Below are 21,006 nucleotides of genomic sequence, written 5' to 3' on the forward strand. Positions count from 1 at the left end.
TGCTTCCTCGTTGTCCTTTTTCCGCAGTTCTTCACACCGATATCAGCAGCACGGAGAACCGCCCCCCGACACACCGGCCGATTCCGTGCCCCACCCCGGCGCGCGAACGGGAGCCGGAGGTGGGGCACGAACGGAAGCGAGGATCGGAAGCCGGGTCAGGAACCCAGGTAGGTGAGCACCGCGAGCACCCGGCGGTGGTCCTCCGGGCTCTGGGCGAGGCCGAGCTTGAGGAAGATGTTGCTGACGTGCTTCTCCACCGCGCCGTCCGAGACGACCAGCTGCTTGGCCACGGCGGCGTTGGTGCGGCCCTCGGCCATCAGCCCCAGCACCTCCCGCTCGCGCGGGGTGAGGCCCTCCAGCACGTCACCGCGGCGGCTGCGGCTCAGCAACTGCTGCACCACCTCCGGGTCCAGCGCCGTACCGCCGCCGGCCACCCGGACCACCGCGTCGACGAACTCGCGCACCTCGGCGACCCGGTCCTTGAGCAGGTAGCCGACACCCCGGGTGGAACCGGCCAGCAGCTCGGAGGCGTACCGCTCCTCGACGTACTGCGACAGCACCAGCACGCCCAGCGACGGGTAGAGGCCGCGCAGCGCCACGCAGGCCCGGACGCCCTCGTCGGTGTGGGTCGGCGGCATCCGCACGTCGGCGACCACCACGTCCGGCAGCGCGTCGGCGGCGGCGAGGTCGTGGATCGCCTTGAGCAGCGCCTCGCCGTCCCCGACTCCTGCCACGACCTCCAGGCCGCGGTCGGTGAGCAGCCGGGTCAGTCCCTCCCGCAACAGAACGGAGTCCTCGGCGATGACGACGCGAAGCATGGCGGCCTTCCGGTGGGCTGGACTGACGGGGTCAGTCTTCCCTATCCGCCTGTCCGCACGGGCTCCGACCGGAAGATCACATGGTACGAATGGCCACCGCGTCGCACAGCCCCTGCAGGGCCGCCTTGGCCGGGCATTCCGGCAGCGGGGCCAGCAGCGCGCGGGCCTCCTCGGCGTAGCGCAGGGTCTCGCGGCGGGCGTGCTCCAGCGCGGGGTGCTTGCGCAGCAGCCGCAGCGCCTCGGCGTGCAGCACGTCGTCGGCCAGGTCGAGCTGGAGCAGTTCGCGCAGCCGGACGTCCGACGGGTCGGCCGGGTCGGCGGGCATCTGCTGGAGCAGCAGGATCGGCAGTGTCGGCACGCCCTCGCGCAGGTCGGTGCCGGGCGTCTTGCCGGACTCGTGGCCGTCGCTGGCGATGTCGAGCACGTCGTCGGCGAGCTGGAACGCCATGCCCATCCGCTCGCCGTACTCGGTGAGGATGTCGACGACCCACGGCTGGGCGCCGGACATCAGCGAGCCGAAGCGGCAGGAGACGGCGACCAGCGAGCCGGTCTTGCCGGAGAGCACGTCGAGGTAGTGGCGCAGCGGGTCGTCGTCCGGGCCGGGGCCGGCGGTCTCCAGGATCTGGCCGGTGACCAGTCGCTCGAAGGCGTCGGCCTGGAGCCGGACGGCCTCCGGGCCGAGGTCGGCGAGCACCTGGGAGGCGCGGGAGAAGAGGAAGTCGCCGGTGAGGATGGCGACCGAGTTGTCCCAGCGGGAGTTCGCGCTGGGGGCGCCGCGCCGCACGGGGGCCTCGTCCATCACGTCGTCGTGGTACAGCGTCGCCAGGTGGGTCAGCTCGACCACCACGGCCGCCGGTACGACGCCCGGTGCGTAGGGGTCGCCGAACTGCGCGGCGAGCATCACCAGCAGCGGCCGGAACCGCTTGCCGCCGGCCTCGATGAGGTGGCTCGCGGTGATGGTGATGAAGGAGACGTCGCTCTTGACGGCCTCGGCGAGGGCGGCTTCCACCGCGTCCATGCCGCTCTGGACGTCGCGGGTCAGATCGCGGTCCTGCACGCTGAGCCCGAAGGGTCCCACGACGGTCACGAAGACCACTCCTGTCCCTGGTCGATCTAGCGGCCCGGTCCCTGAGTGCCGCCGCTGGCCATACAGGCAGGGTATCCGGTCACGAGTGGATCACTGCACGGGCGTGCGGGTCTGTCATGGCCGGTGCGGTCGGACCGGTCGCGGCCGTACGGGCGGCGCCGGTGCCCGGTCGGGCCCGTCCGGCCCCGCGTCCCCCCGGAGCAGGGTCCGGGCCGCGCTCCCCGGCGCGGCCCGGACCGCTGTGCGCGGCGGTTCAGCGGACGAACGGCGACACCTTCGACGCCAGGTCCAGGAAGTACTGCGGCAGCAGCCCCAGGCCCAGGGTGACCAGCACGCCGACGCCGATGGCGGTCGCCGTGAAGGCGCTGGGGACGGCCACCGTGGGGCCGCCCGGCTGCGGGTCGGAGAAGAACATCAGCACGATGACCCGGATGTAGAAGAAGGCCGCCACCGCCGAGCTGAGTACACCGACGATGACCAGCGGCGTGGCGCCGCCCGCCGCCGCGGCCTGGAACACCGCGAACTTCCCGGTGAAGCCCGAGGTGAGCGGGATGCCGGCGAAGGCCAGCAGGAAGAGCGCGAAGACCGCCGCCAGCAGCGGCGAGCGCCGCCCCAGACCCGCCCAGCTGGAGAGGTGGGTGGCCTCGCCCTTGGAGTCGCGGACCAGCGTGACGACGGCGAAGGCGCCGAGCGTCACGAAGGAGTACGCCAGCAGGTAGAAGAGCACCGCGCTCAGGCCCTGCCGGTTGGTGGCGATCACACCGGTGAGGATGAAACCGGCGTGCGCGATCGAGGAGTACGCGAGCAGCCGCTTGACGTCCTGCTGGGTGACCGCCAGCACGGCGCCCACCACCATGGTCAGGATCGCCACGCCCCACATCACCGGCCGCCAGTCCCAGCGCAGGCCGGGGAAGGCCACGTAGAACAGCCGCATGAAGGCGCCGAACGCGGCCACCTTGGTCGCCGCCGCCATGAAGCCGGTGACGGGCGTCGGCGCGCCCTGGTAGACGTCCGGGGTCCAGGAGTGGAACGGCACCGCGCCGACCTTGAAGAGCAGGCCGACCGAGAGCAGCGCCAGGCCGATCAGCAGCAGGGCGTCGTTCTGGGTGGTGTTGAGCAGGGCCGGGGTCGCCTGCGCCTCGCCGGAGATGACGTCGGCGATGTCGCCGAGCCGCACACTGCCCGCGTAGCCGTACAGCAGGGCCGTGCCGAACAGGAAGAACGCCGAGGCGAACGCGCCCAGCAGGAAGTACTTGACGGCCGCCTCCTGGGAGAGCAGCCGGCGGCGCCTGGCCAGCGCGCAGAGCAGGTAGAGCGGGAGGGAGAAGACCTCCAGCGCCACGAACATCGTCAGCAGGTCGTTGGCTGCCGGGAAGAGCAGCATGCCGCCGACCGCGAACAGGGTGAGCGGGAAGACCTCGGTGCTGGCGAAGCCGGCCCGGGTGGCCGCCCGCTCCTGCTCGCCGCCGGGGGTGGCGGAGGCCTGCGCGGCGAAGGCGTCCACCGGGACACCGCCGACGGTGGGCTCCAGCCGCCGCTCGGCGTAGGTGAGCACGGCCACCACGGCGACCAGCAGGATCACGCCCTGCAGGAACAGCGCGGGTCCGTCGAGCGCGACCGAACCCATCGCCAGCAGGTCGACCTTGGTGCTGCCGTAGCCCTGGGAGGCGAGCACGATCACGGCGGCGAACGCGCCGCCGAGGCCGAGCAGGGCGATCACGATCTGTGCCCAGTAGCGGGACGCGCGGGGCAGGAACGCCTCGGCGAGGATCCCGGCGACGGCGGCGCCGAAGACCACCAGCATCGGGGAGAGCTGACCGTACTCGATGTGCGGCGCCGGGATGCTCGGGCTGTTGCCGCCGGCGGCGGCGAGCCATTGGACCGTCACTTGTGCTCACCTCCTGGGATGGCGGCCACCGGGTGGGCCGGTGCCGGGTCGGTCCGGTGGATCTGGGAGAGGGTGTCGTCCACCGCCGGGTTGACGATGTCGGTGAGCGGCTTGGGGTAGACGCCCAGCAGGATGGTCAGCGCCACCAGCGGTGCCACCACGGCCAGTTCGCGGACCTTGAGGTCGGGCATGCCGCGCACGCCCTCCTTGACCGGCCCGGTCATGGTGCGCTGGTAGAGCACCAGGACGTACAGCGCGGCCAGCACGATGCCGAAGGTGGCGATGATGCCGAGCACCGGGTAGCGGGTGAAGGTGCCCACCAGGACGAGGAACTCGCTCACGAAGGGCGCCAGGCCCGGCAGCGAGAGGGTGGCGAGCCCGCCGATCAGGAACGTCCCGGCGAGCACCGGGGCGACCTTCTGCACACCGCCGTAGTCGGCGATCAGCCGGGATCCGCGCCGCGAGATCAGGAAGCCGGCCAGCAGCATCAGCAGGGCGGTCGAGATGCCGTGGTTGACCATGTAGAGGGTCGCGCCGCTCTGGCCCTGGCTGGTCATCGCGAAGATGCCCAGGATGATGAAGCCGAAGTGCGAGATCGACGCGTACGCGACCAGCCGCTTGATGTCCTTCTGGCCGACGGCCACCAGGGCGCCGTAGATGATGCCGACCACCGCGAGGACCAGGATCACCGGGGCGAAGGTCTTCGAGGCGTCCGGGAACAGGCCGAGGCAGAAGCGGAGCATCGCGAAGGTGCCGACCTTGTCGACGACCGCCGTGATCAGCACGGCCGTTCCGGCGGTCGACTCCCCCATCGCGTTGGGCAGCCAGGTGTGCAGCGGCCACAGCGGCGCCTTCACCGCGAAGGCGAAGAAGAAGCCCAGGAAGAGCGCCTTCTCGGCGGTGCCGCCGAGCACGAGCTTGCCGTCGGCGATCGCGGAGGTGAGCGTGGGCAGGTCGAAGGTGCCGAAGCCCTGCTGCTGCGCGATCACGTACAGCCCGATCACCGCGGCCAGCATGACCAGCCCGCCGAGCAGGTTGTACAGCAGGAACTTCACCGCGGCGTAGGAGCGCTGGCGCGCCGACTCGGGGCCGCCCGCGCGGTCCCCGAATCCGCCGATCAGGAAGTACATCGGGATCAGCATGGCTTCGAAGAAGACGTAGAACACGAAGACGTCGGTCGCCAGGAACGACACGATCACCATCGCCTCGACGGCCAGGATCAGCGCGAAGAAGCCCTGGGTGCGCCGGCGGTTCTCGAACGTCCCCTCGGGCGCCGGCGCCGGATCGGCGTCGTGCCAGGAGGCGAGCATCACCACCGGGATCAGCACCGCCGTCAGCAGCGCCAGCACCGTGCCGATACCGTCGGCGCCGAGCGAGAAGGTGATGCCGAAGGACCGGATCCAGCTGTGCGACTCGGTGAGCTGGTAGCGGGCGCCGCCCGGATCGAACCGCACCGCGATGACGACGGCGAGGGCCAGGGTGACGAACGAGACGCCCAGGGCGACCAGTTTGGTGACGCGCCGGCGGCCCTCGTCCGACCCGGCGGGCAACGCGGCGGTGAGCACCGCGCCGGCCGCCGGGACGGCGCAGGTGGCGCTCAGCAGGTAACTCATGGCCGGACCTCCCGACGTGTGGAATCTCCCGCGAGCGGGCGAGTCAGTGAGCGACTCATCATCAGACCGACCTCATCAGGAGAGTGGTGGCGACCAGCACCAGCGTGCCGCCGAACATGGAGAGGGCGTACGTCCGGACGTAGCCGTTCTGTACGCGGCGCAGCCGGCTGGAGACGCCGCCGATGGTGGCGGCGAGGCCGTTGACGAAGCCGTCGAGGCCCCTGCTGTCGAAGTAGACGAGCGCGGCCGCGAGCGCGGAGCCGGGGCGGACCAGGACGGCGTGGTTGAAGTCGTCCTGGAGCAGGTCGCGACGGGCGGCCCGGGTGAGCGCGGAGCCGACCGGCGGGACCACGGGGACCTGCGAGCGGCCGTACATCAGGTACGACAGACCGACGCCGGCCAGCATGCAGACCATGGTGAGCGCGGTGACGGTGAGCGGGGTCAGCGGGGAGTCGCCCTCGGAGAGGCCGGTGATCGGCTCCAGCCAGGTGACGAAGGAGCTGTTCAGGGCGAACAGACCGCCGGCGAAGACCGAACCGAACGCGAGCACGACCATCGGAGCGGTCATGATCTTCGGGGACTCGTGCGGGTGCGGTTCGTGCCCCTCGGCGTCCGGCTGCCAGCGCTTCTCGCCGAAGAAGGTCAGGATCATCACCCGGGTCATGTAGAACGCGGTGACGGCGGCGCCCAGAAGGGTGCAGAGGCCGAGGATCCAGCCCTCGGTGCCGCCCTTGGCGAAGGCCGCCTCGATGATCTTGTCCTTGGAGAAGAAGCCGGACAGGCCGGGGAACCCGATGATCGCCAGGTAGCCGAGGCCGAAGGTGACGAAGGTGACCGGCATGTACTTGCGCAGGCCCCCGTAGCGCCGCATGTTCACCTCGTCGTTCATGCCGTGCATGACCGACCCGGCGCCGAGGAAGAGCCCGGCCTTGAAGAAGCCGTGGGTGACCAGGTGCATGATCGCGAAGGCGTAGCCGATCGGGCCGAGGCCGGCCGCGAGGATCATGTAGCCGATCTGCGACATGGTCGAGCCGGCCAGCGCCTTCTTGATGTCGTCCTTCGCGCAACCGACGACCGCACCGAAGATCAGCGTGACCGCGCCGACCACCACCACGGCGGTCTGCGCGTCCGGCGCCAGGTTGAAGATCGCGGACGAGCGGGTGATCAGGTAGACGCCGGCGGTCACCATGGTGGCCGCGTGGATCAGGGCCGAGACCGGGGTCGGGCCCTCCATCGCGTCCCCGAGCCAGGACTGCAGCGGCACCTGCGCGGACTTGCCGCAGGCGGCGAGCAGCAGCATCAGGGCGATCGCGGTCAGCCTGCCCTCGCTCGCCTGCGGCGCGGCGCCGAAGACAGGCTCGAAGGCGAAGCTGCCGAACTCGGTGAACATCAGCATGATCGCGATCGACAGGCCCATGTCGCCGACCCGGTTGACCAGGAACGCCTTCTTGGCGGCCGTCGCGGCACTGGGCTTGTGCTGCCAGAAACCGATCAGCAGGTACGAGGCGAGCCCGACCCCCTCCCAACCCACGTACAGCAGGAGGTAGTTGTCCGCGATCACCAGCAGCAGCATGGCGGCCAGGAACAGGTTCAGGTACGCGAAGAAGCGCCGACGGCGCTCGTCGTGCGCCATGTAGCCCACCGAGTAGAGGTGGATCAGGGTGCCGACGCCGGTGATCAGCAGGACGAAGGTGATCGACAGCTGGTCCAGCCGGAATCCGACGTCGGCCTGGAAGCCGTTCACCGGGATCCAGCTGTACAGGTGCAGGTTCACCGGGCGTTGCTCGGCGTCCCGGCCCAGCATCGACACGAACAGCGCCAGCCCGAAGGCGAAGGAGAGCGCGGCGAAGGCCGTGCCCAGCCAGTGGCCGAAGCGGTCGAGCCGGCGCCCGCCGAGCAGGAGCAGGGCGGCGCCCGCCAGCGGGGCCGCCACGAGCAGCGGAATGAGAGAGTTCACCGTGGGCCCTCCGCCTACAGCTTCATCAGGTTGCTGTCATCGACCGAAGCCGAGTGCCTGGTCCGGAAGATGGACACGATGATGGCGAGACCGACGACGACCTCGGCCGCCGCGACCACCATGGTGAAGAACGCGATGATCTGACCGTCCAGGTTGCCGTGCAGCCGGGAGAAGGTGACCAGCGCCAGGTTCGAGGCGTTGAGCATCAGCTCGACGCACATGAACAGCACGATCGCGTTGCGCCTGATCAGCACCCCGCTGGCACCGATGGTGAACAACAGGGCCGCAAGATAGAGGTAGTTGACGGGGTTCACGGCTGGTCCCCCTCGTGGTTCGGAACCTTCTCCAGTGCGGGCCTGCCCGGTGCGGGCACCGGCGGCCGGGCGGACGGCGCCCGGCCGAGCCACTCGGCCGTGCTGCCCTCCAGCTCGGCCATTCGCCGCAGCATCTCCTGGCTGACGTCGCGGATCTGGCCGCGCTCGCGCAGGGTGGCCATCACCGAGTCCTCGGCGATCGTGCCGTCCGGCAGCAGGCCGGGGACGTCGACCGCGTTGTGCCGGGCGTACACACCGGGGGCCGGCATCGGCGGCACCTGGATGTTGTCCCTCACCCGCTGGGCGGCCAGCTCGCGCTGGGTGCTCGGGGCCTTCACGTGCTCGCGGTGGGTGAGCACCATGGCGCCGATCGCGGCGGTGATCAGCAGGGCGCCGGTGACCTCGAAGGCCCAGACGTACTTGGTGAAGATCAGCCGCGCCAGGCCCTGCACGTTGCCCTCGGCGTTCGCCTCGGCCAGGCCGGTGAAGTGGTTCAGCTTCGCGTTGGCGATACCCGCGATCAGCAGCACCCCGAAGCCGAGGCCGCAGAACACGGCGGCGAACCGCTGGCCCTTCAGCTGCTCCTTGAGCGAGTCCTCGGAGGTGACGCCGACCAGCATCATCACGAACAGGAAGAGCATCATGATCGCGCCGGTGTAGACGACGATCTGCACGACGCCCAGGAAGATCGCGCCCTGCGCCATGTAGCAGAGCGCCAGCGAGATCATGGTCGCGGCCAGGCACAGTGCACTGTGCACGGCCTTGCGCAGCAGCAGCATGCCGAGGGCGCCGCCCACGGCGATCACGGCGAGGACCCAGAACTGCACGGCCTCACCCGTGGAAGCGGCCCCGGTCAGGGCGAGCGCGTTCACCCGGACACCTCCTCTTCGGACTTCTGCCGCGACACGGGCGTCTGACGCTCGGTCCCGGGCGCGGCGGCGGTGATCTCGCCGCGGTAGTAGGCGCCCTCGTCGGCGCCGGGGTAGATCGGGTGCGGGGAGTCGACCATGCCCTCGGTGAGGCCGGCCAGCAACTGCTCCTTGGTGAAGATCAGGTCCTTGCGGGAGGAGTCCGCCAGCTCGTACTCGTTGGTCATGGTCAGGGCCCTGGTCGGACAGGCCTCGATGCAGAGCCCGCAGAGGATGCAGCGGGCGTAGTTGATCTGGTAGACCGCGCCGTAGCGCTCACCGGGCGAGTAGCGCTCCTCGTCGGTGTTGTCGGCGCCCTCGACGTAGATCGCGTCGGCCGGGCAGGCCCAGGCGCACAACTCGCACCCGACGCACTTCTCCAGGCCGTCCGGGTGCCGGTTCAGCTGGTGGCGGCCGTGGAAGCGCGGAGCGGTGGGCTTCTTCTGCTCCGGGTACTGCTCGGTGAGCCGCTTCTTGAACATGGCCTGGAAGGTCACGCCGAAGCCTGCGGCCGGGCCCAGGATCGACGACTTCTCGGTGTCGTCCGACATGTCGGTTCAGCTCCCTTCGGAATGGTCGGCGCCGTTGAGCGCGTCCTGCAGTTGCGGGGCCCGGCTGCGCCGGCGCGGGACGGGCGGCAGCTCCTGGCCGGGCAACGGCGGTACGGGGTAGCCGCCGGCCATCGGGTCGAAGGCACCCCCGGGGCCCGCCGCCTCGGCCTCGCCGTCGCCGTCGGGCCTGCGGCGCAGCACGTCCCGCAGCAGCGCGAGCAGCAGCAGCGCGCCGATCGGGGCGCCGACGTACAGCACCACCTCACCGAAGCCGTAGCCCTCGTTGCGCAGCGCCCGGACACTGGCGACCATCACCAGCCAGACCAGCGAGACCGGGATCAGGACCTTCCAGCCCAGCTTCATGAACTGGTCGTAGCGCAGCCGGGGGAGCGTGCCGCGGAGCCAGATGAAGAAGAACAGCAGCAGCTGGATCTTCAGGATGATCCACAGCATCGGCCACCAGCCGTGGTTGGCGCCCTCCCAGAAGGTGGAGACCGGCCAGGGGGCCCGCCAGCCGCCGAGGAAGAGCGTCGAGGCGACCGCGGAGACGGTGACCATGTTGACGTACTCGGCGAGCATGAACATCGCGAACTTCAGCGAGCTGTACTCGGTGTTGAAGCCGCCGACCAGCTCGCCCTCCGCCTCCGGGAGGTCGAACGGCGCACGGTTGGTCTCGCCGACCATCGCGATGATGTAGACGATGAACGAGACCGGCAGCAGCACCGCGAACCAGGTCGGCTGCTGGGAGGAGACGATCTCCGAGGTCGACATCGAGCCCGAGTAGATGAACACCGCCGCGAACGACAGGCCCATCGCGATCTCGTAGCTGACCATCTGCGCGGCCGAGCGGATCCCGCCGAGCAGCGGGTAGGTCGAGCCGGAGGACCAGCCGGCCAGCACGATGCCGTAGATCCCGATCGACGCGGTGGCCAGGATGTAGAGCAACGCCACCGGGAAGTCGGTCAGCTGCAGCGGGGTTCGGGTGCCGAAGATGGACACCTCGTCGCCCGCCGGACCGAACGGGATCACCGCGAAGGCCATGAACGCCGGGATGGCGCAGACCACCGGCGCCAGGATGTAGACCGCCTTGTCGGCCCCGGTGACGACCAGGTCCTCCTTGAGGGCCAGCTTGACGCCGTCCGCGAGGGACTGCAGCAGTCCCCAGGGACCGTGCCGGTTCGGGCCGATGCGCAGCTGCATCCAGGCCACCACCTTGCGTTCCCAGACGATCGCGATCAGCACCGTCAGGAGGAGGAAGGCGAAGACGAAGACGGCCTTGAGCAGGACCAGCCACCAGGGGTCGCGGCCGAAGAAGCCCAGGGTCTCGTATGCGGCGAGGTGGTTCATCGGGCCTCCTCCGGCTCGGCTGCGGCGGGGGTCCGGACGGCGTCGGCATCGGCCGGGGCGATGGCGACCAGGTGGCCGACCGTGGTGCCCAGGGTGCGATGGGCCCCGCCGGGGGTGGAGTTGAGCGGGATCCAGACCGTCCGGTCGGGGATCTCGGCGGTGATCTCCAGCGGCAGCTCCAGTGCACCGGCCGGGCCGGTCAGCCGCAGCGCGGTGGTGGCACCGATCTCCTGGGCGGTGGCCGGGGAGATCCGGGCGACGGCCGGGTGCCGGGTGCCCGCGAGCGGGCCGTCGCCCTCCTGGAGCGAGCCGTTGTCCAGCAGTTGGCGCCAGCCCGCCAGCACCGCCTCGCCGGCGGACGGCCGGGGCAGCGGGGCCGGACGGACGGCCGGGGCGGCCGGGCGCTCGCCCTCCCAGGGGGTGAAGAGGTCCAGCTCCAGCCGGGCGGCCCGGACGTCGGGCAGGCCCAGGCGGTGGCCCAGCGCGTCGGCGAGCATGGTCAGCACCCGGACGTCCGGGTACAGGTGGCGGCCCATCTGCTGGTCCGGCTTGAGGGCGGCCTCGAAGAGCCGGACCCGGCCCTCCCAGTCGAGGAAGGTGCCGGCCTTCTCGGCGACCGCGGCGACCGGCAGGACGACGTCGGCGTGGGCGGTGACCACCGAGGGCCGCAGCTCCAGCGAGACCACGAACGGCACCCGGGCCAGCGCCTTCTCGGCGAGCGCGGGATCGGCCAGATCGCCGGGGTCGACTCCGCCGACCAGCAGCGCGTCCAGCTCGCCCTCGGCGGCGGCCGCGAGGATCCGGTCGGTGTCGCGGCCCGGCCGCGAGGGCAGGTCGGCGACGCCCCAATGGGCGGCGGTCTCGATCCGGGCGGCCGCCACGGAGACCGGGCGGCCACCGGGCAGCAGGCCGGGCAGGGCGCCCGCCTCGACCGCGCCGCGCTCACCCGCGCGACGCGGGATCCACGCCGGCCGGGCGCCGGTGGCGTGGGCCAGCCGCAGCACCGCGGTCAGCGCGCCCGGTACGGCGGCGAGCCGCTCGCCGACCAGGATCACCGCGCCGGGCTCGCGCAGCAGCAGGGCCGCACGGCCGGCGTCGTCGCCGAGCGCCTCGTCGGCGGCCAACGCCGACAGCCACTCGGCCTCGGTGCCGGGGGCGGCGGGCAGCAGCGCGCCGTGCAGCTTGCCCAGCCCGCGGGAGGCGTGGTCGGCGACCGAGAAGACCTTGAGGCCCTTCGCCCGGTTGGCCTTGCGCAGCCGCAGGAAGACGATCGGCGACTCCTCCTCGGGCTCGAAGCCCACGAGCAGGGCGGCCGGTGCGGCCTCCAGCCGCTCGTACGAGACGCCCTCGCCGTCGAGGTCCACGCCGTGCCCGGCGACGGCGGCGGCCAGGTAGTCCGCCTCCTCGGCGCTGTGCGGGCGCGCCCGGAAGTCCACGTCGTTGGTGCCGAGCACCACCCGGGCGAACTTGGCGTAGCCGTAGGCGTCCTCGACGGTGACCCGGCCGCCGGCCAGCACGGCCGTCCGCGCCCCGGCCAGTCCGGCGGCCGCGGCCGCCAGCGCCTCCGGCCAGGAGGCCGGGACGAGCTCGCCGTCCTGCCGGATCAGCGGGGTGGTGAGGCGGTCGCGCTGCTGCGCGTAGCGGAACGCGAAGCGGCCCTTGTCGCAGTTCCACTCCTCGTTGACCTGCGGATCGTCGCCGGCGAGGCGCCGCAGCACCTTGCCGCGCCGGTGGTCGGTGCGCTGCGCGCAGCCCGAGGAGCAGTGCTCGCAGACGCTGGGCGAGGAGACCAGGTCGAACGGCCGCGAGCGGAAGCGGTAGGCGGCCGAGGTGAGCGCGCCGACCGGACAGATCTGGATGGTGTTGCCGGAGTAGTACGAGCGGAAGTCGTCGCCCTCCCCGGTGCCGACCTGCTGGAGTGCGCCGCGCTCGACCAGGTCGATGAACGGGTCCCCGGCGATCTCCTGCGAGAACCGGGTGCAGCGGGCGCACAGCACGCAGCGCTCGCGGTCCAGCAGCACCTGGGTGCTGATCGGCACCGGCTTCTCGTACGTGCGCTTCATGCCCTCGAAGCGGGAGTCGGCGCCGCCGGTGGACATCGCCTGGTTCTGCAGCGGGCACTCGCCGCCCTTGTCGCAGACCGGGCAGTCCAGCGGGTGGTTGATCAGCAGCAGCTCCATCACGCCGCGCTGCGCCTTCTCGGCGACCGGCGAGCTGACCTGGGTGCGGACCACCATGCCCTCGGCGACCGGGATGGTGCAGGAGGCGACCGGCTTGCGCTGCCCCTCGACCTCCACGATGCACTGTCGGCAGGCACCGGCCGGAGCGAGCAGCGGGTGGTCGCAGAAGCGCGGGATCTGGGTGCCGATCTGCTCGGCGGCGCGGATCACCAGCGTCCCCTTGGGGACCTGGACCTCGACGCCGTCGATGGTGAGCGTGACCAGTTCCACCGCGGTCTGGGAGGCGGAAGGCTCGGTCAGGGTCATGCGTGCACCTCCCTTTCGTTGGCGGGCTGCTGGCCGGTGCGGTGTGCGTCGGACCAGACGGTGGAGGCCGCCGGGTCGAACGGGCAGCGGCGCTCGGTGAGGTGCTGCTCGTACTCGGCCCGGAAGTGCTGGAGCGAGGAGACGATCGGGCTGGCCGCGCCGTCGCCCAGCGCGCAGAAGGACTTGCCGTTGATGTTGTCGGCGATGTCGAGCAGCTTCTCCAGATCGCCTTCGGAGCCCTGTCCGGCCTCGATCCGGCGGAGCAACTGGACCAGCCAGTACGTCCCTTCGCGGCAGGGGGTGCACTTGCCGCAGGACTCGTGCGCGTAGAACTCGGTCCACCGGGTCACCGCGCGCACCACGCAGGTGGTCTCGTCGAAGACCTGCAGCGCCTTGGTGCCGAGCATCGAGCCGGCCGCGCCGACGCCCTCGTAGTCCAGGGGTACGTCGAGGTGCTCGTCGGTGAACATCGGGGTGGAGGAGCCGCCCGGGGTCCAGAACTTCAGCCGGTGCCCGGCCCGGACGCCGCCGCTGATGTCCAGCAGCTGGCGCAGCGTGACGCCGAGCGGCGCCTCGTACTGGCCGGGGTTGGTGACGTGGCCGGAGAGCGAGTAGAGCGTGAAGCCCGGGGACTTCTCCGTGCCCATCGACTTGAACCAGTCCTTGCCGCGGGCCAGGATCGGCGGTACCGAGGCGATCGACTCGACGTTGTTGACCACGGTCGGGCAGGCGTACAGGCCCGCGATCGCCGGGAACGGCGGTCGCAGCCGGGGCTGTCCGCGCCGGCCCTCCAGCGAGTCGAGGAGCGCGGTCTCCTCGCCGCAGATGTACGCACCGGCGCCGGCGTGCACGGTGATGTCGAGGTCGACGCCCGAGCCGAGGATGTCCTTGCCGAGCAGCCCCTCCGCGTACGCCTCGGCCACCGCCGCCTGGAGCCGGCGCAGCACGGGGACGACCTCGCCGCGCAGGTAGATGAAGGCGTGGTCGCAGCGGATCGCGTAGGAGGCGATGACCATGCCCTCGATCAGCGCGTGCGGGTTGGCGAACAGCAGCGGGATGTCCTTGCAGGTGCCCGGCTCGGACTCGTCCGCGTTGACCACCAGGTAGTGCGGCTTGCCGTCGTTCTGCGGGATGAACTGCCATTTCATGCCGGTCGGGAAGCCGGCGCCGCCGCGGCCGCGCAGTCCGGAGTCCTTGACCAGCGCGATCACGTCGTCCGGCGGCATCGCGAGGGCGGCCCGCAGGCCGTCGTAGCCGCCGTGGGCGCGGTAGGTGCCGAGGGTCCAGGGGCGGTCGTCGGCCCAGGAGGCGGACAGTACGGGGGTGAGCAGCTTTTCGGCCGGCTCGGCGGAGGTCATCACGCTTCCGTCCCTTCGTGCCGGGGCGAGACGACCTTCGTCCCCGCCGTGCCGGGAAGTGCCTCGCCCTTGGACAGCCGCAGGCCGGCGAGCGAGGGCGCGCCGCCCGCGCCGGATTCGTCCACGGCGCCGGAGCGCTCGTCGGGGAACCCGGCCAGGATCCGCGAACTCTCCTTGAAGGAGCAGAGTTTGGCGCCACGGGTGGGTCGCACCTCGGCTCCCGCGCGCAGGTCGTCGACCAGCTGCCGGGCGCTCTCGGGGGTCTGGTTGTCGAAGAACTCCCAGTTGACCATCACCACGGGCGCGTAGTCGCAGGCCGCGTTGCACTCGATGTGCTCGATCGAGACGTCGCCGTCGGCGGTGGTCTCGTTGTTCCCGATCCCCAGGTGCTGCTGGAGCTCCTCGAAGATCTGGTCGCCGCCGAGCACGGCGCAGAGCGTGTTGGTGCAGACGCCCACGTGGTACGTCCCGGCCGGCTTGCGGCGGTACATGGTGTAGAAGGTGGCGACGGCGGTGACCTCGGCGGTGGTCAGATCCAACTGCTCGGCGCAGAACCGGATCCCGGTCCGCGTGACGCAGCCCTCCTCGGCCTGCACCAGGTGCAGCAGCGGCAGCAGGGCCGAGCGGGCCACGGGGTAGCGGCCGATCAGCTCCTTCGCGTCCTCGGCCAGTCTGGCGTGGACGTCCGCGGGGTACGGCTCGGCCGGCAGTGCCGGCAGGCCCAGTTCGACGTTGCTCAACGGTCCACGCCTCCCATCACCGGGTCGATCCCGGCCACCGCGACGATCACGTCGGCGACCTGGCCGCCCTCGCACATCGCCGCCATCGTCTGCAGGTTGGTGAACGAGGGGTCGCGGAAGTGGACGCGGTAGGGCCGCGTGCCGCCGTCGCTGACCACGTGCACCCCGAGCTCGCCCTTGGGCGACTCGACCGCCGCGTACGCCTGCCCCACCGGGACCCTGAAGCCCTCGGTGACCAGCTTGAAGTGGTGGATCAGGGCCTCCATCGAGGTGCCCATGATCTTCCGGATGTGATCGAGCGAGTTGCCCATCCCGTCCGGGCCGATGGCCAGTTGGGCCGGCCAGGCGATCTTCTTGTCGGCGACCATCACCGGGCCGGGCTTGAGCCGGTCCAGGCACTGCTCGACGATCCGCAGCGACTGGCGCATCTCCTCCAGCCGGATCAGGAACCGGCCGTAGGAGTCGGCGGTGTCGGCGATCGCGACCTCGAAGTCGTAGTTCTCGTAGCCGCAGTACGGATCGGACTTGCGCAGGTCGTTCGGCAGGCCGGTGGCCCGCAGGATCGGACCGGTGGCGCCGAGCGCCAGGCAGCCGGCCAGGTCCAGGAAGCCGACGTCGACCAGCCGGGCCTTGAACACCGGGTTGCCGGTGGCGAGCTTGTCGTACTCGTGCATCCGCGAGCGGAGCAGTTTGACCGCCTCGCGGACCTGGTCGACGGCGCCGGGCGGCAGGTCCTGGGCGAGGCCGCCGGGGCGCACGTACGCGTGGTTCATCCGCAGGCCGGTGACCAGTTCGAAGACGTCCAGGATGACCTCGCGGTCCCGGAACCCGTAGATCATCAGGGTGGTGGAGCCGATCTCCATGCCGCCGGTGGCGAGGCACACCAGGTGCGAGGAGATCCGGTTGAGCTCCATCATCAGCACCCGGATGACGCTGGCCCGGTCCGGGATCTGCTCGGTGATGCCGAGCAGCTTCTCGACCGCCAGGCAGTAGGCGGTCTCGTTGAACAGCGGGGTCAGGTAGTCCATCCGGGTCACGAAGGTGGTGCCCTGGACCCAGTTGCGGAACTCCATGTTCTTCTCGATGCCGGTATGGAGGTAGCCGATGCCGCAGCGGGCCTCCTTCACCGTCTCGCCGTCGATCTCCAGGATCAGCCGCAGCACGCCGTGGGTGGACGGGTGCTGGGGACCCATGTTGACGATGATGCGTTCGTCGTCGGCCCGGCCGACGGCGTCCACCACCTCGCCCCAGTCGCCACCCGTGACGGTGAAGACCCGGCCCTCGGTGGTCTCGCGCGCACCTGCTTCGTGGTGAGTGGTCATTACGAGTACGACCTCCGCTGGTCGGGCGCCGGGATCTGGGCGCCCTTGTACTCGACGGGAATGCCGCCGAGCGGGTAGTCCTTGCGCTGCGGGTGTCCCAGCCAGTCGTCCGGCATCATGATCCGGGTCAGCCCCGGGTGACCGTCGAAGACGATGCCGAAGAAGTCGTACGCCTCGCGCTCGTGCCAGTCGTTGGTCGGGTAGACGCTGACCACGGACGGGATGCGCGGGTCGGCGTCCGGCGCGGTGACCTCCAGCCGGATCAGCCGGCCGTGGGTGAGCGAGCGCAGGTGGTAGACCGCGTGCAGCTCCCGGCCCTTGTCACCCGGGTAGTGCACGCCGCTCACCCCGAGGCAGAGCTCGAAGCGCAGCGCCGGGTCGTCGCGCAGCGTGCGGGCGGTGCGCAGCAGGTGCTCGCGGTCGACGTGGAAGGTCAGTTCGTCGCGGTCGACCACGGTCCTGTCGATCACCTCGGCCGGGTCGAGCCCCTGCTCCTCCAGCGCGCCCTCCAGCTCGTCCGCGACCTCGTCGAACCAGCCGCCGTACGGTCGGGCGCTCGCGGGCGGCAGGACGATCGGGGCGGCCAGGCCGCCGAATCCGGAGGTGTCACCGCTGCCCTGGGCGCCGAACATGCCCTGGCGCTTGCCGACCACCTCGACCGGGATCTCCCGGCGGGTGGCCGGCACGGGGGCGGTGCCGTTGTCGCCGTTGCCGTTGCTGGCCGTCATCGCAGCAGCCCCCGCATCTCGCTGACCGGGGTGGCCTGCAGGGCGAGGGCTTCACCCAGCTCCTCCGCGCGGCGCTTGTTCACGCCCAGCGGCTCGTGCTGGATCTTGTCGTGCAGCTTCAGGATCGCGTCCATCAGCATCTCCGGGCGGGGCGGACAGCCCGGCAGGTAGATGTCCACCGGGACGATGTGGTCCACGCCCTGCACGATCGCGTAGTTGTTGAACATGCCGCCCGACGAGGCGCAGACGCCCATCGAGATGACCCACTTGGGGTTGGCCATCTGGTCGTACACCTGGCGCAGCACCGGTGCCATCTTCTGGCTCACCCGCCCCGCCACGATCATCAGATCGGCCTGCCGGGGTGAGCCCCGGAAGACCTCCATGCCGAACCGGGCCAGGTCGTAGCGGCCGGCGCCGGTCGTCATCATCTCGATCGCGCAGCAGGCGAGCCCGAAGGTGGCCGGGAAGAGCGACGACTTGCGCACCCACCCCGCGGCGGTCTCCACGCTGGTGAGCAGAAAGCCGCTCGGCAGCTTCTCCTCGATACCCATCAGATCCCTCTCAGCCTCTCAAGTCCGGTGGTTTGTCCTCGCGTTCACAAGCAGAGGTCAGTCCCACTCCAGACCGCCGCGGCGCCATACGTAGGCGTACGCGACGAAGACGGTGGCGATGAACAGGAGCATCTCGACCAACCCGAAGATCCCCAGGGCGTCGAAGCTGACCGCCCAGGGGTAGAGGAAGACGATCTCGATGTCGAAGACGATGAAGAGCATCGCCGTCAGGTAGTACTTGATCGGGAACCGGCCGCCGCCCACGGGCTGCGGGGTCGGTTCGATGCCGCACTCGTACGCCTCCAGCTTGGCCCGGTTGTAGCGCTTCGGGCCGGTCAGTGAGGCCATCACGACGGAGCCGACCGCGAACGCCGCCGCGATGGCACCGAGTACGAGGATCGGCGCGTAGGCATTCATAAGCCCCCGCTCCCTCCGTCCAGTCGTCGTTGACTGCAGATCGGAACCAACGGGTCACGCTGTGGTGGACCCGTGATCCAACTCCTGAGATCCACCCCATGTGAGGCAGTTCACAAAGCCGGGATCGAGCGCATCCTATGCCCGTCGGCTTGTGATCTGCGACACGCAGTTCGGGACGATCTTTGTGATCTGCGCCACCTGTCGAACGGGACTTAAGGGGATCAAGTCGCCGTTCATCAACCCAAGGCGTCCATATGGTCACAACCAGTCGCATTCATCTATGAACTGGCTGGTCAGGGCTGTTTTCCTATATCAACTCCACATCGCTCACCGCAAATTTCGAGGCACCGTGTTGACGTGTTATAGGAACTCACCCTCCCGGGTGGCCACCGCCGAACACCCGCTTGACCTTTCGTTCACAAGCGCGCGAACGGCCCGGACGGCACCGGCGGGCCGGACGGGCGGAGGCGGGGAACGACGGAGGAAGACCGGGAGCGGCGGAGGGGAACGGTGGAGGAAGCCGGGAGCGGCAGCGCGCTACGCGCTCTCCTCCAGCGGCAGGGCGGCCGTCACCCGCCCACCGGCGCTCCCGTACGGGCCGGCGTCCAGCGTCCCGCCGAGCGCCTCCACCCCGGCGGCCGACTCCGCCCGCCCGGGTCCGGTCCAGCGCGACAGCCCCGCCCGGCCGGGTGAGGTCCCGCCGTCGTCGGTGACCGTGACCTCCAGCCGCGCGTGCCAGGGCCCGCCGGTCCGCCGGACCAGGACGTCGATCCGTCGGGCGGCGCGGGCCGGCCGGCTCAGCGCGTCCTGCCGGATCTCCTCCAGCGCCGCCGCCACCACGCGGTAGGCCGCCACCGACACCTCGCGCGGGACGTCCCCCGGCCGGGGGTCGACCTCAAGCCCGGCCTCGCCGGCGCCGGCCGCGGTGAACCGCGCCACCAGCCGGGCCAGCTCCGCCAGTCCGGGATCCGGCGCGACCGGCCTGCCACCGGGTCGCAGGGGTCCACCGGCGCGGAACAGGGCGGCCGTACGGTCCAGGGCGCCCCGCGCCTGCCGCCCGGCCTGCTCGACCCGGCGCAGGACCGCGGCCGCCCGCGCCGGATCCGCACCGGCCAGCACGGCGCCCGCCCGCGCCCGGGTCACCATCCCGCTCACGTCGTGCGCCACGAAGTCGGTCAGGCCGTGGGCGAGTTCGGGCGCACCGGCGCGCCCGGCCACCGTGACCGACCTGCGGCGGGCGTCGTCCAGGCCGCGCAGATACAGGCCCAGCAGGACGGGGAGCAGCACCAGCGCCGAGCCGAAGCCGGCGACGTCCAGCGCCGCAGCCGGCCAGCGCACGCCCGCGAAGCGGGTCGGCCAGCACGCCACCGCCAGCGCCTGCGCGGCGCTCGCCAGCAGCGCGTGCAGCCCCCGGGCGTACCGCAGTGCCAGCACCACCAGGACCAGCAGGCCGAGCAGTTCGGCGAGGCCGACCAGGCAGACCAGCCGCTCCGACTCCTCGTACCGCCCGCGCCACCAGAGCAGGCCGGTGGCGGCCAACGAGAGCCCGGCGACGCCGCTCGCCGTGACACAGGGCCGCAGTCTGCCCCGGGCCACCGCCAGCAGCCCGGCCGCGGCGGCCGCGGCGGGCACCGCGGCGTAGCCCAGACCCGTCGCCGCGGCCGCGCAGACCGCCGCCACCAGCAGCACGGCCCCCGCCAGGTCCACCCGGGCCCGCAGCCCCCGGCCGCTCGCCGGCCCCCTGTCCGTCTCCATGCCGCCCAGCCTAGGGAAAGCGGCGGGCCCGCCCCGGGTCGATCGGCATATTCAGGTACCGGTGGCCGCGCCCGCCGCGACGGGCCGGACCTCCGGCGGGCCGGCGGACGCCGCTGCCACCGCTGCCGCCGCTGCCGCCGCCGGGGCGGTCGAGCGCCGGCCCCACTCGGTGCCGGCGAGGATCAGCAGCACCCCGAACAGGCCGAGCAGGCCCGGGCGTTCACCCGCGATGCCGATCCCGAAGACGGCAGCCCAGACCGGCTCGGTGCCGAGCAGCAGGCTGACCCGCGAGGGCGAGGTCGCGCGGACCGCCCACAGCTGCACGAAGAAGGCGAACAGCGTGCAGAGCAGCGCCAGGTGCAGCAGCAGGGCCCACTGGACCGGCCCGAACGACCGTGCCAGCGCCCACGGCGAGGATCCGGTGCAGGCCGCGCCGATGGCGAACACCACGGTGGCACCGGCGAGTTGGATCCAGGTGAGAGCGAGCGGGTCGGTCCGGCGGATGGCCCTGGTCCGCGACATCGCGAGCACGTTGACGGTCCGCGCCACCGCGGCCCCGAACACCAGCAGGTCACCCAGGTTGAGCGCCTGGAAGCCGCGCTCCCCGGTGAGCAGCGCGACGCCGAGCACCGAGAGCACGGCGGCCAGTGCGAAGGCACGCGGCAGCCGGGTGCGGGTGATCGCGCTCTCCGCGAGCGGGGTGATCACCATGGTGAGGCTGATGATCAGCCCGGCGTTGGTGACCGAGGTGGACACGGAGCCGTACGTCTCCAGCAGGAAGACGGCGCCGAGGATCAGCCCCAGCGCCGCCCCGCCGGCCCACTCCCGCCACCCGAGCCCGCGCAGCGCCCGCCGGGCCGCGAACCCGAGGACGGGCAGCACCAGCCCGAACCGGAGCACCAGCATCGCCAGCACGGTGTGGGAGTCGGCGATCCGGTTGACGGCGAAGAAGCTGGACCCCCAGACCACGGCGACCATCAGCAGCGGCAGGTCCCGGACGAGGGGTGAGGGTGCGCGCACGGGTGATCTCCTCCGAGACGAACGGGTCGGCAGAACGGATCCCGTGCGTCGTCGGACGGATCCCGGTGCGCGAGGCGCGGAGCGCGAGGTCGGCGGCCCTGGCCCGGGACGCGCCATCCTCGCGTACCGGACCGCCGCGATCAACA

The 21,006-nt window shown here is 71.3% G+C and carries 18 protein-coding genes; all 18 read right to left on the reverse strand.

Going from position 1 to position 21,006, the window contains the following annotated elements:
• Positions 1–155: 155 nt before the first annotated feature.
• The 18 genes from OG823_RS14355 to OG823_RS14440 all read right to left on the reverse strand — a co-directional run bounded on the left by OG823_RS14355 (position 156) and on the right by OG823_RS14440 (position 20,818).
• Positions 156–818: a LuxR C-terminal-related transcriptional regulator gene (locus tag OG823_RS14355; RefSeq protein WP_371479911.1), complete on the reverse strand. Its 663-nt coding sequence runs from the start codon at positions 816–818 to the stop codon at positions 156–158.
• A gap of 76 nt (positions 819–894) precedes the next feature.
• A complete protein-coding gene (locus tag OG823_RS14360; RefSeq protein ID WP_371479912.1) occupies positions 895–1,905 on the reverse strand; it encodes a polyprenyl synthetase family protein in 1,011 nt (336 codons plus the stop codon).
• 253 nt (positions 1,906–2,158) lie between these two features.
• Positions 2,159–3,793 carry an NADH-quinone oxidoreductase subunit NuoN gene (gene nuoN, locus OG823_RS14365; RefSeq protein ID WP_371479913.1) on the reverse strand — a complete coding sequence of 545 codons (1,635 nt, stop codon included), beginning with the start codon at positions 3,791–3,793 and terminating at the stop codon, positions 2,159–2,161.
• Complete coding sequence (locus OG823_RS14370; protein ID WP_371479914.1) at positions 3,790–5,406, reverse strand: NADH-quinone oxidoreductase subunit M; 1,617 nt, start codon at positions 5,404–5,406, stop codon at positions 3,790–3,792. The genes nuoN and OG823_RS14370 overlap by 4 nt, the downstream gene beginning before the upstream one ends.
• A 61-nt stretch (positions 5,407–5,467) precedes the next feature.
• On the reverse strand, positions 5,468–7,363 hold the full coding sequence (nuoL, locus tag OG823_RS14375) for an NADH-quinone oxidoreductase subunit L (protein ID WP_371479915.1): 1,896 nt from the start codon (positions 7,361–7,363) through the stop codon (positions 5,468–5,470).
• Positions 7,364–7,377: 14 nt separating this feature from the next.
• A complete protein-coding gene (gene nuoK / locus OG823_RS14380; protein WP_035798594.1) occupies positions 7,378–7,677 on the reverse strand; it encodes an NADH-quinone oxidoreductase subunit NuoK in 300 nt (99 codons plus the stop codon).
• Positions 7,674–8,549 carry an NADH-quinone oxidoreductase subunit J gene (locus OG823_RS14385; protein WP_371479916.1) on the reverse strand — a complete coding sequence of 292 codons (876 nt, stop codon included), beginning with the start codon at positions 8,547–8,549 and terminating at the stop codon, positions 7,674–7,676. Before OG823_RS14385 ends, nuoK begins: the two co-directional genes overlap by 4 nt.
• Positions 8,546–9,136 (reverse strand): NADH-quinone oxidoreductase subunit NuoI, encoded by a 591-nt coding sequence (nuoI, locus tag OG823_RS14390; RefSeq protein WP_371479917.1) that lies wholly within the window; start codon positions 9,134–9,136, stop codon positions 8,546–8,548. The genes OG823_RS14385 and nuoI overlap by 4 nt, the downstream gene beginning before the upstream one ends.
• Positions 9,137–9,142: 6 nt before the next feature.
• Complete coding sequence (nuoH, locus tag OG823_RS14395; protein ID WP_371479918.1) at positions 9,143–10,483, reverse strand: NADH-quinone oxidoreductase subunit NuoH; 1,341 nt, start codon at positions 10,481–10,483, stop codon at positions 9,143–9,145.
• Positions 10,480–12,969, reverse strand: a complete 2,490-nt coding sequence (locus tag OG823_RS14400; RefSeq protein WP_371479919.1) for an NADH-quinone oxidoreductase subunit G — start codon at positions 12,967–12,969, stop codon at positions 10,480–10,482. Before OG823_RS14400 ends, nuoH begins: the two co-directional genes overlap by 4 nt.
• Entirely contained in the window at positions 12,966–14,327 is a 1,362-nt protein-coding gene (nuoF, locus tag OG823_RS14405; protein ID WP_371479920.1) for an NADH-quinone oxidoreductase subunit NuoF, read from the reverse strand. The genes OG823_RS14400 and nuoF overlap by 4 nt, the downstream gene beginning before the upstream one ends.
• Positions 14,327–15,067 carry an NADH-quinone oxidoreductase subunit NuoE gene (nuoE, locus tag OG823_RS14410; RefSeq protein ID WP_371479921.1) on the reverse strand — a complete coding sequence of 247 codons (741 nt, stop codon included), beginning with the start codon at positions 15,065–15,067 and terminating at the stop codon, positions 14,327–14,329. The genes nuoF and nuoE overlap by 1 nt, the downstream gene beginning before the upstream one ends.
• A complete protein-coding gene (locus OG823_RS14415) occupies positions 15,064–16,389 on the reverse strand; it encodes an NADH-quinone oxidoreductase subunit D (RefSeq protein ID WP_371479922.1) in 1,326 nt (441 codons plus the stop codon). Before OG823_RS14415 ends, nuoE begins: the two co-directional genes overlap by 4 nt.
• The gene (locus OG823_RS14420; protein ID WP_371479923.1) at positions 16,389–17,117 is read right to left on the reverse strand and encodes an NADH-quinone oxidoreductase subunit C; all 729 of its coding nucleotides are present in this window, start codon (positions 17,115–17,117) and stop codon (positions 16,389–16,391) included. Before OG823_RS14420 ends, OG823_RS14415 begins: the two co-directional genes overlap by 1 nt.
• Positions 17,114–17,668 carry an NADH-quinone oxidoreductase subunit B family protein gene (locus tag OG823_RS14425; RefSeq protein WP_073924110.1) on the reverse strand — a complete coding sequence of 185 codons (555 nt, stop codon included), beginning with the start codon at positions 17,666–17,668 and terminating at the stop codon, positions 17,114–17,116. The genes OG823_RS14420 and OG823_RS14425 overlap by 4 nt, the downstream gene beginning before the upstream one ends.
• A 57-nt stretch (positions 17,669–17,725) precedes the next feature.
• Complete coding sequence (locus OG823_RS14430; RefSeq protein WP_014137597.1) at positions 17,726–18,085, reverse strand: NADH-quinone oxidoreductase subunit A; 360 nt, start codon at positions 18,083–18,085, stop codon at positions 17,726–17,728.
• 537 nt (positions 18,086–18,622) lie between these two features.
• Entirely contained in the window at positions 18,623–19,840 is a 1,218-nt protein-coding gene (locus OG823_RS14435) for a hypothetical protein (RefSeq protein ID WP_371479924.1), read from the reverse strand.
• Positions 19,841–19,891: 51 nt separating this feature from the next.
• Complete coding sequence (locus OG823_RS14440; RefSeq protein WP_371484476.1) at positions 19,892–20,818, reverse strand: DMT family transporter; 927 nt, start codon at positions 20,816–20,818, stop codon at positions 19,892–19,894.
• Positions 20,819–21,006: the final 188 nt, after the last annotated feature.

It is taken from the genome of Kitasatospora sp. NBC_00315, from assembly GCF_041435095.1.
GTDB lineage: Bacteria > Actinomycetota > Actinomycetes > Streptomycetales > Streptomycetaceae > Kitasatospora.

Coding starts and splice junctions, on each gene's coding strand:
- nuoF (WP_371479920.1), bottom strand. CDS start 14,327: ATGACCTCCGCCGAGCCGGCCGAAAAGCTGCTCACCCCCGTACTGTCC.
- OG823_RS14440 (WP_371484476.1), bottom strand. CDS start 20,818: ATGGTCGCCGTGGTCTGGGGGTCCAGCTTCTTCGCCGTCAACCGGATC.
- OG823_RS14400 (WP_371479919.1), bottom strand. CDS start 12,969: ATGACCCTGACCGAGCCTTCCGCCTCCCAGACCGCGGTGGAACTGGTC.
- OG823_RS14370 (WP_371479914.1), bottom strand. CDS start 5,406: ATGAGTTACCTGCTGAGCGCCACCTGCGCCGTCCCGGCGGCCGGCGCG.
- nuoH (WP_371479918.1), bottom strand. CDS start 10,483: ATGAACCACCTCGCCGCATACGAGACCCTGGGCTTCTTCGGCCGCGAC.
- OG823_RS14435 (WP_371479924.1), bottom strand. CDS start 19,840: ATGGAGACGGACAGGGGGCCGGCGAGCGGCCGGGGGCTGCGGGCCCGG.
- OG823_RS14430 (WP_014137597.1), bottom strand. CDS start 18,085: ATGAATGCCTACGCGCCGATCCTCGTACTCGGTGCCATCGCGGCGGCG.
- OG823_RS14415 (WP_371479922.1), bottom strand. CDS start 16,389: ATGACCACTCACCACGAAGCAGGTGCGCGCGAGACCACCGAGGGCCGG.
- nuoI (WP_371479917.1), bottom strand. CDS start 9,136: ATGTCGGACGACACCGAGAAGTCGTCGATCCTGGGCCCGGCCGCAGGC.
- OG823_RS14420 (WP_371479923.1), bottom strand. CDS start 17,117: ATGACGGCCAGCAACGGCAACGGCGACAACGGCACCGCCCCCGTGCCG.
- OG823_RS14355 (WP_371479911.1), bottom strand. CDS start 818: ATGCTTCGCGTCGTCATCGCCGAGGACTCCGTTCTGTTGCGGGAGGGA.
- OG823_RS14425 (WP_073924110.1), bottom strand. CDS start 17,668: ATGGGTATCGAGGAGAAGCTGCCGAGCGGCTTTCTGCTCACCAGCGTG.